Origin of the sequence: Micropruina sp. (assembly GCF_047606665.1) — a bacterium.
In the GTDB taxonomy this organism is placed as follows: domain Bacteria; phylum Actinomycetota; class Actinomycetes; order Propionibacteriales; family Propionibacteriaceae; genus Micropruina.
This window is the reverse complement of record NZ_JASGEF010000068.1, coordinates 26,961-40,133: the sequence shown is the minus strand read 5'-3', so window position 1 is coordinate 40,133 and position 13,173 is coordinate 26,961. Positions and strand designations below refer to the sequence as shown.

The 13,173-nt window shown below is 69.7% G+C and carries 15 protein-coding genes; 5 read left to right on the top strand and 10 right to left on the bottom strand.

All coding sequences use genetic code 11. The features are described 5' to 3' along the window. Positions 1 to 180 precede the first annotated feature (180 nt). The 10 genes from QM619_RS16300 to QM619_RS16255 all read right to left on the bottom strand — a co-directional run bounded on the left by QM619_RS16300 (position 181) and on the right by QM619_RS16255 (position 8,832). Positions 181 to 384, bottom strand: a complete 204-nt coding sequence (locus QM619_RS16300; RefSeq protein ID WP_415111186.1) for a hypothetical protein — start codon at positions 382 to 384, stop codon at positions 181 to 183. 218 nt (positions 385 to 602) lie between these two features. Next, on the bottom strand, positions 603 to 1,451 hold the full coding sequence (gene nadC / locus QM619_RS16295) for a carboxylating nicotinate-nucleotide diphosphorylase (protein WP_415111183.1): 849 nt from the start codon (positions 1,449 to 1,451) through the stop codon (positions 603 to 605). After that, positions 1,448 to 2,947 carry an L-aspartate oxidase gene (locus QM619_RS16290; RefSeq protein WP_415111180.1) on the bottom strand — a complete coding sequence of 500 codons (1,500 nt, stop codon included), beginning with the start codon at positions 2,945 to 2,947 and terminating at the stop codon, positions 1,448 to 1,450. Before QM619_RS16290 ends, nadC begins: the two co-directional genes overlap by 4 nt. Beyond that, positions 2,944 to 3,930, bottom strand: coding sequence for a quinolinate synthase NadA (gene nadA / locus QM619_RS16285; RefSeq protein ID WP_415111177.1), 987 nt, complete (start codon positions 3,928 to 3,930; stop codon positions 2,944 to 2,946). Before nadA ends, QM619_RS16290 begins: the two co-directional genes overlap by 4 nt. 106 nt (positions 3,931 to 4,036) lie before the next feature. Beyond that, positions 4,037 to 4,927, bottom strand: a complete 891-nt coding sequence (locus tag QM619_RS16280; RefSeq protein ID WP_415111174.1) for an NUDIX hydrolase — start codon at positions 4,925 to 4,927, stop codon at positions 4,037 to 4,039. Positions 4,928 to 5,378: 451 nt separating this feature from the next. Beyond that, the gene (locus QM619_RS16275) at positions 5,379 to 6,200 is read right to left on the bottom strand and encodes a D-alanyl-D-alanine carboxypeptidase family protein (protein WP_415111171.1); all 822 of its coding nucleotides are present in this window, start codon (positions 6,198 to 6,200) and stop codon (positions 5,379 to 5,381) included. Positions 6,201 to 6,204: 4 nt separating this feature from the next. After that, positions 6,205 to 7,155, bottom strand: coding sequence for a DUF4031 domain-containing protein (locus QM619_RS16270; protein ID WP_415111168.1), 951 nt, complete (start codon positions 7,153 to 7,155; stop codon positions 6,205 to 6,207). A 1-nt stretch (position 7,156) separates the two neighbouring features. Then, positions 7,157 to 7,717 (bottom strand): NADPH-dependent FMN reductase, encoded by a 561-nt coding sequence (locus tag QM619_RS16265; RefSeq protein ID WP_415111165.1) that lies wholly within the window; start codon positions 7,715 to 7,717, stop codon positions 7,157 to 7,159. Between the two features lie 127 nt (positions 7,718 to 7,844). After that, a complete protein-coding gene (locus tag QM619_RS16260) occupies positions 7,845 to 8,372 on the bottom strand; it encodes a DinB family protein (RefSeq protein WP_415111162.1) in 528 nt (175 codons plus the stop codon). A gap of 1 nt (position 8,373) precedes the next feature. Continuing rightward, positions 8,374 to 8,832, bottom strand: a complete 459-nt coding sequence (locus QM619_RS16255) for a YbhB/YbcL family Raf kinase inhibitor-like protein (protein ID WP_415111159.1) — start codon at positions 8,830 to 8,832, stop codon at positions 8,374 to 8,376. A 40-nt stretch (positions 8,833 to 8,872) separates the two neighbouring features. Here QM619_RS16255 and QM619_RS16250 point away from each other — a divergent pair, with 40 nt between their 5' ends. The 5 genes from QM619_RS16250 to pgi all read left to right on the top strand — a co-directional run bounded on the left by QM619_RS16250 (position 8,873) and on the right by pgi (position 13,085). Then, a complete protein-coding gene (locus QM619_RS16250; RefSeq protein WP_415111156.1) occupies positions 8,873 to 9,472 on the top strand; it encodes a hypothetical protein in 600 nt (199 codons plus the stop codon). Positions 9,473 to 9,806: 334 nt separating this feature from the next. Further along, entirely contained in the window at positions 9,807 to 10,634 is an 828-nt protein-coding gene (locus QM619_RS16245) for a hypothetical protein (protein WP_415111153.1), read from the top strand. A gap of 54 nt (positions 10,635 to 10,688) precedes the next feature. Continuing rightward, a complete protein-coding gene (locus tag QM619_RS16240) occupies positions 10,689 to 10,916 on the top strand; it encodes a type II toxin-antitoxin system VapB family antitoxin (RefSeq protein WP_415111150.1) in 228 nt (75 codons plus the stop codon). 27 nt (positions 10,917 to 10,943) lie between these two features. Then, on the top strand, positions 10,944 to 11,300 hold the full coding sequence (locus tag QM619_RS16235) for a PIN domain-containing protein (protein WP_415111147.1): 357 nt from the start codon (positions 10,944 to 10,946) through the stop codon (positions 11,298 to 11,300). 111 nt (positions 11,301 to 11,411) lie between these two features. Beyond that, positions 11,412 to 13,085, top strand: coding sequence for a glucose-6-phosphate isomerase (gene pgi / locus QM619_RS16230; protein ID WP_415111144.1), 1,674 nt, complete (start codon positions 11,412 to 11,414; stop codon positions 13,083 to 13,085). The last annotated feature ends 88 nt before the right edge of the window (positions 13,086 to 13,173 follow it).

Here is a 13,173-nt window from a genome sequence, read left to right as displayed (position 1 = left end):
ACACGAAATCTCTGCACTCGTCGAGGACCTCCCGCCGGGCGCCGCTGAACGGGTCCCGTTGAGTGCAGACATTTCGTGCTGTCATCCGAGTAGTGACGGCCCCCGGTCCCTCAGGATCGGTGCCGCCTGCGAGTCTTCTTGGCGCTCCGCGGGCGGTCAGGATCTCCTCGATGGTGTCGATCACCTTGCTGCCGTACAGGTGTCACAGATGTTCCACCCGGCCCAGGGCCAGTCGTCGGACAGCATGCCGCCGAGCGACAGCACCGACACATGCAGACCCAACGCCTGCCGGTACCAGGTGGCGCCGAGCGCGATCTGGGCGCCACCGCTCCAGCCCAGCAGCACAACCTCGTCCGGACTGCCGGGTCGATGACCGTGCGGCACCAGCGACTCGTGGATCTCGCGCGCGGTGCCTCATGTTGTGGGTCGGCCCGTACCGCCGGTCGGCGCAGACGGACAACTGCATCAGATTGCGCAGGTTGATCAGGCTGCCCAGCCAGACGCCATTCATCCAGACGTCATTCATTCCGTGCTGCTCCTCGCGCCGTGGTCGTTGGCTGCGGCCCCTGGCCTACCACAGGCGGAACGACAGTGCGCCCGGTTCAGCGGGTCACGTGATCGAGCCCGATGTCCAGCACCTGTGCGCTGTGGGTGAGCCAGCCGACGCTGATCAGATCGACCCCGGCCTCGGCGATCGGCACCGCGGTCTCCGGTGTGATCCGTCCGGACGCCTCGGTCACCATCCGGCCGCCGACCATGGCCACCGCCTGGCGCAGGCTGTCCGGGCCCATGTTGTCGAGCAGGACGACGTCCGCGCCGACCTCGAGCAACTCGGCCAGCGTCTGCAGTGAGTCGACCTCGACCTCGATCTTCTGCAGGTGGCCGACGTGCGCCCGTGCCGCCTCGACCGCCGCGCGAATGCCGCCGGCGACCGCGATGTGGTTGTCCTTGATCAGCACCGCGTCGTCCAGTCCGAACCGGTGATTCGAGCCGCCACCGCAGACCACCGCGTACTTCTGCAATGCGCGCAACCCTGGAATGGTCTTGCGGGTGTCGGCCACCTTCGCATGGGTGTGCGCGATCGCGTCGGCGATGGTGGCGGTGCCGGTGGCCACCCCGGAGAGATGTCCGAGGAAGTTCAGCGCCACCCGTTCACCGGTCAGCAGGCCGCGGGCCGGGCCGTGCACCGTGGCGATCACGCTGCCCGGCTCCAGCCGGGAGCCGTCGGGCAGGTGGACGTCGCACGCGATCCGGTCCTCGATCAGCTCCCAGGCCAACTGGGCCAGCGGCAGCCCGGCCAGCACGCCGCGGTCGCGGGCGACCAGTTGGACGGTGGCGACGGCGTCTGCGGCGATGATGCTGTCGGTGGTCAGGTCGCCGGCCCGGCCCAGGTCCTCGGCAAGCGCGGCCCGGACGATCGGTTCGATCAGCAGCCGGGGCAGGTTCCTCATGCGGCGATGCCTTCCACGTCATCGAGGGTGATCAGCGTGTGCCGGGGTTCGGCGGTCTGCGGGAAGTCGGTGCGGGTGTGCCCGCCGCGAGATTCGGCACGCTGCAGCGCGGCGTGCGCCACCAGATAGCCGACCAGCCCGCCGTCGTCGTCCAGGTGGGGCTGCAGCGCGCGCAGCGTACGGCGGAGCCCGGCGGCGTCCCGTAGCACCCCGGCGCCGGCGGTGACGAGGCCGCGGATCCGCTCGACCAGCGGCCCGGACGCCTGCCAGTCCCGCGCCCCCCATTCGGGCACCGGGACCGGGCATGTCCCGGTCTCGCCGCCGTACTCGGACACCAGGTGCTGGGCGACCCGGCGTCCGCAGACCACCGCTTCCAGCAGCGAATTGGACGCCAGCCGATTCGCCCCGTGCAGACCGGTGGAGGCCACCTCGCCGGCGGCGAACAGGCCCGGCACCGTGCTCTCGCCGTGGGCGTCTACTAGCACGCCACCCATGTGATAGTGCGCGGCGGGACGCACTGGCAGCAGATCGCGCGCTGGGTCGAGACCGGCGGCGACCGCGGTGGCGTGGATCGACGGGAACAGTTCGGCGAACCGCGCACCGGGGGAGGTGCGGGCGTCCAGGAAGACCCGGTGTCCGGCTTGCAGCTGCGCCCACTCGCCGCGCGACACCACATCGCGGGCCGACAGCGGATCGGCCAGCACCCATTCGCCGCGTTCGTTGACGATGATCGCGCCCTCGCCACGGACCGCCTCGCTGACCAGAGGCATCGGATCGATCGCGACGTCCAGGGCGGTGGGATGGAACTGCACCATCTCCAGATCGCGCAGCGCCGCACCGGCCCGGAAGGCCAGCGCCAACCCCTGCCCGCGCGAGCTCAGCGGGTTGGTGGTGTGGCTGAACAGCCCGCCGACGCCGCCGGTCGCCAGCACCACGGCAGGCGTCCGGAGCAGCACCGGACCGGCGGGGGTGTCGACCTCGACGCCGACGACCCGTCCGCCCTCGACCACGACCCGGCGAGCCGGCGCATGCTCCCACATCGCCACTGAATCCAGCCGGCGGGAGGCGTCGACCACGGTGCGCAGCAACTCCGCACCGGTCCCGTCGCCGTTCGCGTGGACGATGCGACGGCGTCCGTGCGCACCCTCCAGGCCCAGCCGCAGCAAGCCGTTCGGATTGCGATCCCAGCGGGTCCCTTGCCGAGCCAGCCACTCGATGGCGTCCGGCGCCGCCGCGGTGATCGAAGTCACCACCGTCTCGTCGCACAGGCCGGCTCCGGCGGCCAGCGTGTCGGCGGCATGGTCGTCGGGGGAGTCGTCCGGACCCACAGCGGCGGCCACGCCGCCTTGTGCCCAGCCGGTCGAGGTGCCGGTGCTGAGTGCGCCAGCCGACAGCACCAGGCAGCCGGCCGGGGCCAGTTCGATGGCGCAACTCAGCCCGGCCAGTCCGGCGCCGATGATCACCGGGCCGTCGATGACGACCTCGCGGGCGTTCACTTCGCTCCTACGGCCAGCATCCGCTCCACCGCCAGGCGTGCCCGGTCGGCGACGGAGGCGTCGATGGTCACCTCGTGGGTCATCGTCTCCAGGGCGTGCCGGATCGAGGCCATCGTGTTCCGCTTCATGTGCGGGCACATATTGCACGGCCGGACGAACTCGACGTCGGGGTACTCCTGTGCCACGTTGTCGCTCATCGAGCACTCGGTGATCAATGCGACCCGCTTCGGACGCCGGTCGGCCACGAAACCGATCATCTGCGCGGTCGAACCGGCGTAGTCTGCCTCGTCGACCACCTCGGGCGGGCATTCTGGGTGGGCCAGCACCGTCACATCGCCGGCGTAGTCGGCCCGGATCTGCCGGATGTCGGCGGGGGTGAACCGCTCGTGCACCTCGCAGGCGCCCGGATGGGTGATCACCTTCACCCCGGTCTGCCGGGCCACGTTCGCGGCCAGGAACTGATCGGGGATCATGATCACCTCGGGCACTCCCAGGCTCTCGATGACCCGCACCGCGTTGCCCGAGGTGCAGCAGATGTCGCTCTCGGCCTTCACCGCGGCCGAGGTGTTCACGTAGGTGACCACCGGGACGCCGGGGTGCTGCCGGCGCAGTTCGCGGACGTCTTCGGCGGTGATCGACTCGGCCAGGGAGCAGCCCGAGCGCAGATCGGGGATCAGCACGGTTTTGCTCGGATTGAGCAGCTTTGCCGTCTCGGCCATGAAGTGGACGCCGGCCAGCACGATCACGTCGGCCTCCACCTCGGTGGCCTCGCGGGCCAGTGCCAGCGAGTCGCCGACGATGTCGGAGACCCCGTGGAAGATCTCCGGACGCATGTAGTTGTGGGCCAGGATCACCGCGTTGAGTTCGGCCTTCAGTCGCAGGATGGCGTTCACGTCGTCGGCCATGGTGGCCCACTCGACGGCCGGGACGACCTGGTCGACACGGCGGAACAGGTCTTCGGCGCTGATCAGGGTGGTGCTCATCGGCTCCTCCTCGGTAAGAGACACCCTTATGCTACATGTGAGCAAAAGGGGGTGCAATTCAGGGGTGTGACCGGGTCTGGGCCGACAGTGGTGTGTGACTTGTCGCTCAGCGGGATCGCGGCGCGGGCAGCTTGGTGCCGGCCGCCTGACGCTCTTGCAGCACCTCGCGGCGGAACCGGTAGAGCCGGGCGGGACGTCCGCGGGTGCCGGCCAGGCCGCCGGTCTCTTCCACCAGCTGCTGCTGCTCGACCAGGCGCCGGAAGTTCTGGGTGTGCACCACCCGGCCGGCCAGGGCCTCCACGCAGCACTGCAGCTGGCCCAGGGTGAACTGCGGTGGCATCAGTTCGAACACAACCGGGCGGTACTGGATCTTGGCCCGCAGTCGGGCGACACCGGTCGCCAGCACTCGGCGGTGGTCGCCATCCAGACGCTCGCCGGGGATCAGCACCTCTCGGCGCCGCTCGGCCGGCGACTCGGGCACCAGCCCCGCCTCGTACAGTATCTCGTAGCGCTGCAGGGCAAGGTCGGGTTGCCAGGGCCGTCCGGCGAGCCCGAAGGTGATGGCGCAGCGCTGCCGCCGGGCGGCGCGTCCGCCCTCGCGCAGCCACGGACCCAGCGCAGGCGCCACGGTGCCGGTGACCATGTCGTCGCCGGTGCGCTGGTCCTCCCAGGGAAACAGCGCATACCAATGCCGCCACTGGCCGGCGCGGGCCCGCAGTTCGCGGACCAGGCCGAGGTAGGAGACCGAGATGGTCCGGGTGCCGCCGTCCTCGCGATCGCGGTCGGCGAACGTGTAGAGCTGTTCCAGGTAGCCGATCCTGAGCCCGGTCTGCTCCTCGACCCAGGCCCGGACGGCGGTCTGCAGCGAGCGATGGCCCGGCAGCACCGGACCGGCCGGCAGGCGGGGGGCGTCGGGCAGGGTGAGCACGCACGGTTCGCCGTCGACGAGCGCCACGATCACGGCGAGCACCTCGGCCGCGATCGGCTCGCTGGTCATCGGCACTCCTGGTCGGACGGGGTCCGAGAAGGATACAGGCCGGCCTCTCAGCCTTGTGCGGATATTCTCAGAAGGACTGGACCGGGCATTGCCGATGGCGCCGCAGCGCCGCATGAATGGCCCGTCGCGGTCACCGAAATCGGTTGCGGCCGGCCCGTGCGCCTCACCGCCGACAGCTGAAAAACGTATTTTGACTAGGTAAAACGCAGGAAAGTCACCCCTGCGGGTGACGGCGCCGACGGCCGATCTATGGCAGTCGCCGTGCCGATCCTGTGATTTCCCCAAGGTCTCCCAGATTCGCTTGGTTCCCACGGGCTGTCCGTCTACAGTCACATCCATTGAGCCCGGGGAAGTGACTTCCAAGAGCCGGCAGCAGGGTGGTAGGCCGGCCGCGTCCCCCTAGCGATGCACCCATCGTCCTTCCCGGGGCTCGCCAATGCCGGCGGCTCCGTCAGGCGATCCCCAGATACTCCTCGAGCGTCAGGTTGCTGTTCGCGCCGAACGCCTTGGCGGCCTTGGTGCCGATGTAGCGGTAGTGCCAGGGTTCGAAGGCGTATCCGGTGATCTTCTCCTTGCCGTTCGGGTAGCGCAGGATGAAGCCGTAGCGCCAGGCGTTCGCCCACAGCCACTTGCCCGCCTTGGTGGCACGGACGCCGACGCCCCAGGTCACCCCGTCCCACAGATCGACCGCCAACCCGGTCTGGTGCTCGCTGCGTCCCGGCGCGGCGTTGTAGCGGCGAGCGAGGGTCTCGCTGCCATACTCCCGGATCTTGCTGGACAGGATCTGGGCCTGCAGCGAGTAGCTGCGGTAGCCGCTGCGGACCAAGAGCCGGACGCCCTTGGCGCGCGCCGCGACGATCATCCGGGTCAGCGCCAGCTGGGTCTCCTGGGTCAGCCCGTACGGCGAGGTGACGCTGCTGCGCCGGTAAGAGGCGTTGATCGGATGCTTCTTCGACACCACCGGAATGCCCTTCACGGTGAACGGCCGGTTGCGCTGGGCGGCCGTTCGGCGGTCCGTGGGGGGTGCGGTCGACGTCTTGGTCGGAGACGGTTTCGAGGTCGCCGTGGCCGTCGGCGTCCGGCTCGACGTGGTCGACGGCTGAGCCAGGGTCACCGACGGCTGAGCCAGGGTCACCGATGGCTGCGCCGGGGTGGCGACCGGCGACTGGGTCTGCGCAACCGGCGCGGTGGCCGAGCAGCCGGCCAGGGCGAGGATCGCGCCCGCTGCGGCGGCCCACCGGATCGCGGACGGATGAGCGGGGGAGGAAGGCACCGGGTCACGATAACCGAACCGTGGCGTCCCGGTTCCGTGGGTCGCTGCCGGGCGCGGTGGGCGGCTCGCGTCCCAGCAGCCGATCGCGTTCCTCGGTCAGGTTGAGTTCGGCGGCGGCGCCCCAGAGTCGGCGTCCGGTCGCCGTCGCGAACAGTGGACGACGACTCAACAGACCCTGGACGACGGTCAGCCGACCCCGCTGGAACTGCTGGTCGTCGTAGCGCGAATATTCCTCGCGGACATCGCGCAGATAGACGTGGTAGCGGCCCCGCAGCTGGCCGAGGATCGACAGGTCGGCATCCACCAGCAGCGCGGCGTCGCGGTCGTCCGGCTCGGGGTCGTGGGCGATCGTCGCCCGGACCAGGCGGGCCGCCTCGGCCGCCTCCGCGGCGCCGACCAGTGGCCTCAGTCGCTCGTCGGCGAGCGCGGCGGACGCCTCTTCGTCGTCGTGCGGCTCGCCGTTGTAGACCGCGTCGTGGAACCAGGCGGCGAGCAGCACCGGACGCCCGATCGGCTCCTCGATCGCCAGCTGCTGCAGTGCGGCCAGGCATTGCGCGAGGTGCCGGACGTCGTGGTAGCGGCGGTGCGGCTCCGACCACCGCTGCAGCAGTTCCTCGCCGAGTTCGGGGGCCTGCGGCAGCAGACCTCGCCAGGATTCCTGTGCGGACGCCAGCGCCGCCGGACGCTTCGGCGTCCGGTCCCGTGGCCGGACGCGCAATCCGGCATCCACCAGCCGGCGCAGCAACTCGCCGGAGCTCACCTGGATGGCGCCGGCGTCGATCAGGTCCGGGTAGCGGGCGACGGGGACGTCGTAGTGGTCGTGGTCGAAGGCGCGACACGGGATGCCGGCCGCCTGCGCGAAGGCGTGCAACTCGTCCAGCGACGCGTCGGACACCAGGTGTCCGAAGTCGGTGCCGTGGGCCGGCCACCGTGGCGGGTCGAGCAGGATCGCCATCTCAGCCGGCGTTTCGCCCGTGGGTCAGCTCCAGCAATGCGGCGTGGGTGGCCTCGATGGTGTGGTCGGCCTGGGGATAGCCGGTGAACCGGCCGTCGGCGAGATGCGACTGGACCATCGGGATCGCGATGCCGACGCTGGACACGATCATGCCGAGGGTGACCAGCACCTCGGTGATCGCTGCGGCCGCACGGGTGCCGCCGCTGATGCCGCCGTAGCTGGCCACCGCGACCGGTTTGCCGCGCCATTCGGTGTTCAGATAGTCGAGGGCGTTCTTGAGTGGGGCGCTGAACGAGTGGTTGTACTCGGGCATCACGATCAGGTAGGCGTCGCCGCGGCTGATCGTCGCGCTCCAGGCCTTCGTGTGCTCATGTTCGTAGCGGCCCAGCCGTGGATGGTGCGGCTCGTCCAGCAGAGGCAGGCTGACCTCGGCGAGGTCGACCATCTCGATGTCGAAGCCGCCGTGGTCGGCGAGGCGTTCGCCGATGTAGTCGGCGACCATCCGGCCGACCCGGCGCGGACGGGTGCTGGCGACGATCACCTGAAGAGTCGGGTTGGACAATGGAAACCCTTCCTTGAAATCTCAATCACCGTAGCAGCGGCTTGCCGATTCGCCGCGCCCGACCACCCGCTGGTCGCGGCCGCGTCCGGTGGGCGGAGAGGCTCGCCCCGAAGGCCGGGCCGGAGGCTCAGCCGGCGACGTCGGCCAGGTGATGTTCCAGATCGTGCAGGAAGTAGGCGCCCAGGGTCGCGACCGTGAACTCGGAACCGTTGCTCCGGGTGCCGCGCCGCTGCCACTGATCGTCGCGCACGGCGTCGAAGCCCGCGGCGATCCGTCCGGCGGCCTCGGCATAGGCGTCGGAGACCGTCGCCGGATCCTCGGCGAAGTAGTGGCCGTCGCGGGCGGCGGCGTCCTGGTCCCAGTCGGCGAAGGTCGGCTCGTCCTCGGTCAGCAGCTGAGTGAGCCGTCCGTCGAAGACCCGGCAGACGTCACGGGCGTGGCAGCCGTACTCCAGTGCCGACCAGCGCTCCGGCCGGGTCCGCGCCGCGACGTCCGGACGCCGCAACACCGCGTGCCAGCGGGGCACGGTGGCCCGGACGCGGAGTGCGATCTCGGTCGACGGCGGCGGCGCCCAGCCGCATTCGGGGCAACCCTGCGCGATCACCCAGGTCCAGTCCTTGGTGTCCTCCGGGAGGGCCAGAGGCTCGGCCGTCATCTCAGCCCTCCACCGCGAAGGTCGCGGTGAACGAGGCGCTGTCGATGGCGTGCGCGAGCAGGGTGAACCGGCAGGCGGCGCTGGTCGCGTCGTCGGGCACCGGCAGGTGCTCGACGTCGACGGCGTGCACGGTGAACACGTAGCGGTGTGCCGGTCCGGGCGGCGGACAGGGGCCGCCATAGCCGGAATAGCCGTAGTCGTTCACCCATTCGCGGGCCGGCGGCTGGACGCCGGCGTCCAGTGCGGTGACCGCGGCGGGAATGTCGACGGCGATCCAATGCCACCATCCGCTGCCGGTCGGGGCGTCGGGGTCGAAGCAGGTGACGGCATAGCTCGCGGCGCCCTCGGGAGCGTCGGACCATCGCAGGTCCGGGCTGACGTTCCGGCCGCCGCAGGACGGCTCGGCGTAGGCGAGCTCGATGGTCGAGCCCGCGGGGATGGCGGCGCTGCTCAGTTCCATGGAGTCACACTAGGCCCTGATCCGCCTCTACCCTGACCCCATGGACTGGTTGGAGGTGTTGGCGGGCAGCCGGGTGATCGTCGAGTTGCCGCTCGGAGACCCCGACGATCTGGTGGCCGGTGGCGAGGTGCTGATCCAGGAGGGGCTCGCCGCCTGGACCGTCCCGTTCGCGCGGCGGGCCGAGTTGGCCCCGCTGCGCGAGGTGTTCGGACGCCGGGCGCGGCTGGGTGTCAGCGACCTGCGGACGCCGGAGCAGGTCGCCGAGGCCGCCGCGGACGGTCCCGACCTGCTGCTCTCGCCGTTCGCGTCCGCGGCCCTGCGGGAGGCCGCCGGCGACGTCCCGATGGTGCTCGGCGGACTCACTCCGGCAGAGGTGGCCGCCGCGTTGGCGCTGGCCCCATCGGCGGTCCAGGTGATCCCATGCGATGCGTTGGGCTCGCTGTACGCCCGCACGGTCACCGCGATGTTCCCCGGTGAGCCGCTGATCGCCACCGGGAAGCTGGAGCGCTTCCAATGCGAGATGTGGCTGGACGCCGGAGCGATCGCGGTCAGCCCGGCTCGTGCGATCGACGCCGACGTCGTCGCCGATCCCGATCTGGCCGAACTGCGGCATCGCTGCCAGGGCTACCGGTTCGACTGAGCGCCGCGTCCGGCAGGCATGGACACCGCTCTCGCCAAGCGCCGATCAATGCTCGCCGGACTCGTCCGGACGGCGCATCGGCGTCCGAGATCTCGGGATGATGAATTACGAGATTCGGTGGGCGGGGGAATGTCGGCCGGCCGCCGGCCAAGGCCGCAATTTTGACCGCCGGAATCCTTAGAGTAGCTTTAGGGACCGTTCGAGTGTTTCTCAGGAGGGTTTGTACCGTATGTACCAGCCGCGACGGGCCGGAGGTCCTGCTGGCACCGATTCGCAGCTGAGTGCAGGCGATCACGCCACCATCGATAAGCCTGCGACGGGCCGTCCCCGCCGGATGAAGGCCGCCGACCGTGTGGGTGCTGCGTTCCTGGGTCTCGCGATCACGGCGACCGCCGGTGCGCTGGCGATGTCCGGTACCTCCGTCGCGGTCTCGGTGGCCGCCCCGGCCACCACGCCTGACGTGTCGGTCCGTGACGCCTCGGTCTCTCGCGAGGTGACCCGCCCGCCGATCGCCGCCGAAGACGCGCTGGCCGTCGCCGCCGCCAGCAAGGCAGTGGTCAGCCCGACGCTGCGGCCCACCCGGACGATGTACGCCAAGGACAAGCTGTCCGTGCTCGCCGGCCCGGCCGCCGACGCCGAGAAGCTGGCCGCATTGGACGCTGCCGACAAGGTCACCGTCACCCCCGAGATCGACGGCAAGTACCGCAAGGTGCAGTTCAAGGGCCGCGACGCCTGGGTGCTGAAATCGGTGCTGGCGAACTCGAAGCCGACCCCCGAGAAGGTCGCGGACGCGAACGCGCCCGACGCCACCCGCAAGGTGCCCTCGGGCTCGGTGCTCGGCCTGAAGCCGGAGGCGATGGTCGTCTACCGCGCGGTGATGGCCCGCTGGGACGTGAAGAACGTCGGCGGCTGGCGGGCGCACAGCCTGTCGGTGCACCAGTTCGGCCGGGCGATCGACTTCATGACCTACTCCAACACGTCCCAGGGCTACGCGATCCGCGACTTCCTGGTGGCGCACGCCAAGGAGTTCGGCGTCGACCACATCATCTATCGCCAGCAGATCTGGACGCCCTACCGTCCGACCTGGCGGCACATGCCCGACCGCGGCAGCGCCACCGCCAACCACATGGACCACGTGCACGTGGCGGTCAAGGCCCGCTGAACGGGGGCAGTTCTCGGACTCCGATATGTGCTCGTAGTCAGCCAATATGTACGCATGGGAGTCAAGCGCACCACCATCGAACTTGACGAGGCCCTCGCCGCGCAGGCCGTCGACGCGACCGGCGGCACCTTGCGGTCCACGGTGGAGCAGGGTCTGCGACTGCTGATCGCCCAGGGCCGTCACGACGAGCAGCGTCGCCAGGACCTTCTGGACCGGCACCTCGCCAGCGCCGCAAAAGGGGTCGACCTCGATGTCCTGCTATCTGGCGAAGCATGGCGCTGAACCTCTGGATCGTCGACAAGAGCGCCCATGTTCGTCTCGCGATCCCCACTGCCGGCAGGGATCAGCCCCGCACGACTGGCGATCTGCGGGATGGGCATGCTGGAGTGGCTCTACTCAGCAATGTCGGCCCGCGACTACAACACCCAGAACGCCGAACTGCGCGAGGCGTTCCACGTCGTCCAAGCACCCGCCGACATCTTTGCCCGCGTGCTGCGACTGCAATCCGACCTCGCCAACCACGGCAGCATGTGGCACCGCCGAGCGATCGGTGACCTTTTCATCGCCGAGACCGCCCTGTCGCATCGCGCAGTCGTCCTCCATCTCGACAGCGACTTCGAGTTGATCCAGAAGGTTCGCCCCAGCCTCCTGCTCCACAGCCTGTGAACTGAGTCGAGGCCTCGGCATGGGCGTCCGGGCCGTCCGTCGAAATCCCTGAGCGGGAGATCCTTCGTTTCCGGATGACCGGCAGCGCGTGACCTGGTTAGGCTGCATGCCATGCAGACTCCCGTTGACCCCACCACGACCGCGGCCTGGACGCGGCTCCAGCAGCTACACGAAGGGCTGGTCCCCGATCTGCGCGGCGCCTTCGCCGCCGACCCCGACCGGGCCACCCGGTATTCCTTCACGGCGGCCGACCTCTATGTCGACCTGTCCAAGAACCTGATCGACGACGACGTGCTGGACGCCCTGGTGCAGCTCGCCGACGAGGTGGGCGTCGCCGCCCACCGCGACGCGATGTTCCGCGGCGAGCACATCAACGTGACCGAGGACCGTGCAGTGCTGCACACCGCCCTGCGGCGCCCCAAGGGCGAGGTCCTCGAGGTGGACAGCGCCAACGTCGTCGACCAGGTGCACGAGGTGCTCGACGCCATGTACGCCTTCGCCGAGCGGGTCCGCTCGGGCGAGTGGGTCGGCGTCACCGGCAAGAAGATCACCACCATCGTCAACATCGGCATCGGCGGCTCCGACCTCGGCCCGGTGATGGTCTACGAGGCGCTGAAGCCCTATGTGACGCCCGGCATCCAGGCCCGCTTCGTCTCCAACATCGACCCGACCGACGTCGCCGAGAAGACCAAGGACGTCGACCCCGAGACGGTGCTCTTCGTCGTTGCCTCCAAGACCTTCACCACGCTCGAGACCCTGACCAACGCCCGCTTGGCACGTGATTGGCTGCTCAACTCGCTGACTGCGTCCGGCGCCATCGACGGCTCCGACGAGCAGCGCGCCGACGCGGTCGCCAAGCACTTCGTCGCCGTCTCCACCGCGCTCGACCGGGTCGAGGCGTTCGGCATCGACCCGGCCAACGCGTTCGGCTTCTGGAACTGGGTCGGCGGCCGATACTCGGTGGACTCCGCGGTCGGCCTGCCGCTGATCCTCACCCTCGGCCCGGACAACTTCGCCGAACTGCTGAGCGGTTTCCGGGCCCTCGATCAGCATTTCGTCACCGCCGACCCCGAGCAGAACGTCCCGCTGCTGATGGGCCTGCTGAACGTCTGGTACGTGAACTTCTTCAAGGCGTCCTCGCACGCGATCCTGCCGTACGCGCAGTACCTGCACCGGTTCGCCGCCTACCTGCAGCAGCTGACCATGGAGTCCAACGGCAAGGGCGTCCGGCTGGACGGCTCGCCGGTGACCACCGAGACCGGCGAGGTCTTCTGGGGCGAGCCGGGCACCAACGGCCAGCACGCCTTCTACCAGCTGATCCACCAGGGCACCCAGCTGATCCCGGCCGATTTCATCGCGGTCGCCAACCCGACGCACGCGTTGAAGGACGGCGAGACCGACGTCCACGAACTGTTCCTGGCCAACTATTTCGCCCAGACCAAGGCGCTGGCCTTCGGCAAGACCGCCGACGAGGTCCGGGCGGAGGGGACGCCGGAGGCGATCGTCAGCGCCCGTGTGTTCCCCGGCAACCGGCCGACCAGTTCGATCATCGCGCCGGCGCTCACCCCGTCGGTGGTCGGCCAGTTGATCGCGCTCTACGAGCACATCACCTTCGTGCAGGGCGTGATCTGGGGCATCGACAGCTTCGACCAGTGGGGTGTCGAGCTGGGCAAGCAGCTGGCGCTGCAGATCGCGCCGGCGGTCGCCGGCGACGCCGCCGCGCTCGAGGCGCAGGATCCGTCCACCCAGAACCTGGTGGGCTACTACCTGAAGCACCGCTCGTAGAGCGCTTTCGGGACAATCAAGGCCCGAGGGGTCGCCTGCGGTGTGACCCCTCGGGCCTTTGCCGTCCAGGCTCACGCCAACCCGTTCA

What these genes read in the sequence shown, in the direction of transcription:
- nadC (WP_415111183.1), bottom strand. Translation starts at nt 1,451, where the DNA reads ATGAGGAACCTGCCCCGGCTGCTGATCGAACCGATCGTCCGGGCCGCG.
- nadA (WP_415111177.1), bottom strand. Translation starts at nt 3,930, where the DNA reads ATGAGCACCACCCTGATCAGCGCCGAAGACCTGTTCCGCCGTGTCGAC.
- QM619_RS16280 (WP_415111174.1), bottom strand. Translation starts at nt 4,927, where the DNA reads ATGACCAGCGAGCCGATCGCGGCCGAGGTGCTCGCCGTGATCGTGGCG.
- QM619_RS16270 (WP_415111168.1), bottom strand. Translation starts at nt 7,155, where the DNA reads ATGGCGATCCTGCTCGACCCGCCACGGTGGCCGGCCCACGGCACCGAC.
- QM619_RS16260 (WP_415111162.1), bottom strand. Translation starts at nt 8,372, where the DNA reads ATGACGGCCGAGCCTCTGGCCCTCCCGGAGGACACCAAGGACTGGACC.
- QM619_RS16255 (WP_415111159.1), bottom strand. Translation starts at nt 8,832, where the DNA reads ATGGAACTGAGCAGCGCCGCCATCCCCGCGGGCTCGACCATCGAGCTC.
- QM619_RS16250 (WP_415111156.1), top strand. Translation starts at nt 8,873, where the DNA reads ATGGACTGGTTGGAGGTGTTGGCGGGCAGCCGGGTGATCGTCGAGTTG.
- QM619_RS16245 (WP_415111153.1), top strand. Translation starts at nt 9,807, where the DNA reads ATGAAGGCCGCCGACCGTGTGGGTGCTGCGTTCCTGGGTCTCGCGATC.
- QM619_RS16240 (WP_415111150.1), top strand. Translation starts at nt 10,689, where the DNA reads ATGGGAGTCAAGCGCACCACCATCGAACTTGACGAGGCCCTCGCCGCG.
- QM619_RS16235 (WP_415111147.1), top strand. Translation starts at nt 10,944, where the DNA reads ATGTTCGTCTCGCGATCCCCACTGCCGGCAGGGATCAGCCCCGCACGA.
- pgi (WP_415111144.1), top strand. Translation starts at nt 11,412, where the DNA reads ATGCAGACTCCCGTTGACCCCACCACGACCGCGGCCTGGACGCGGCTC.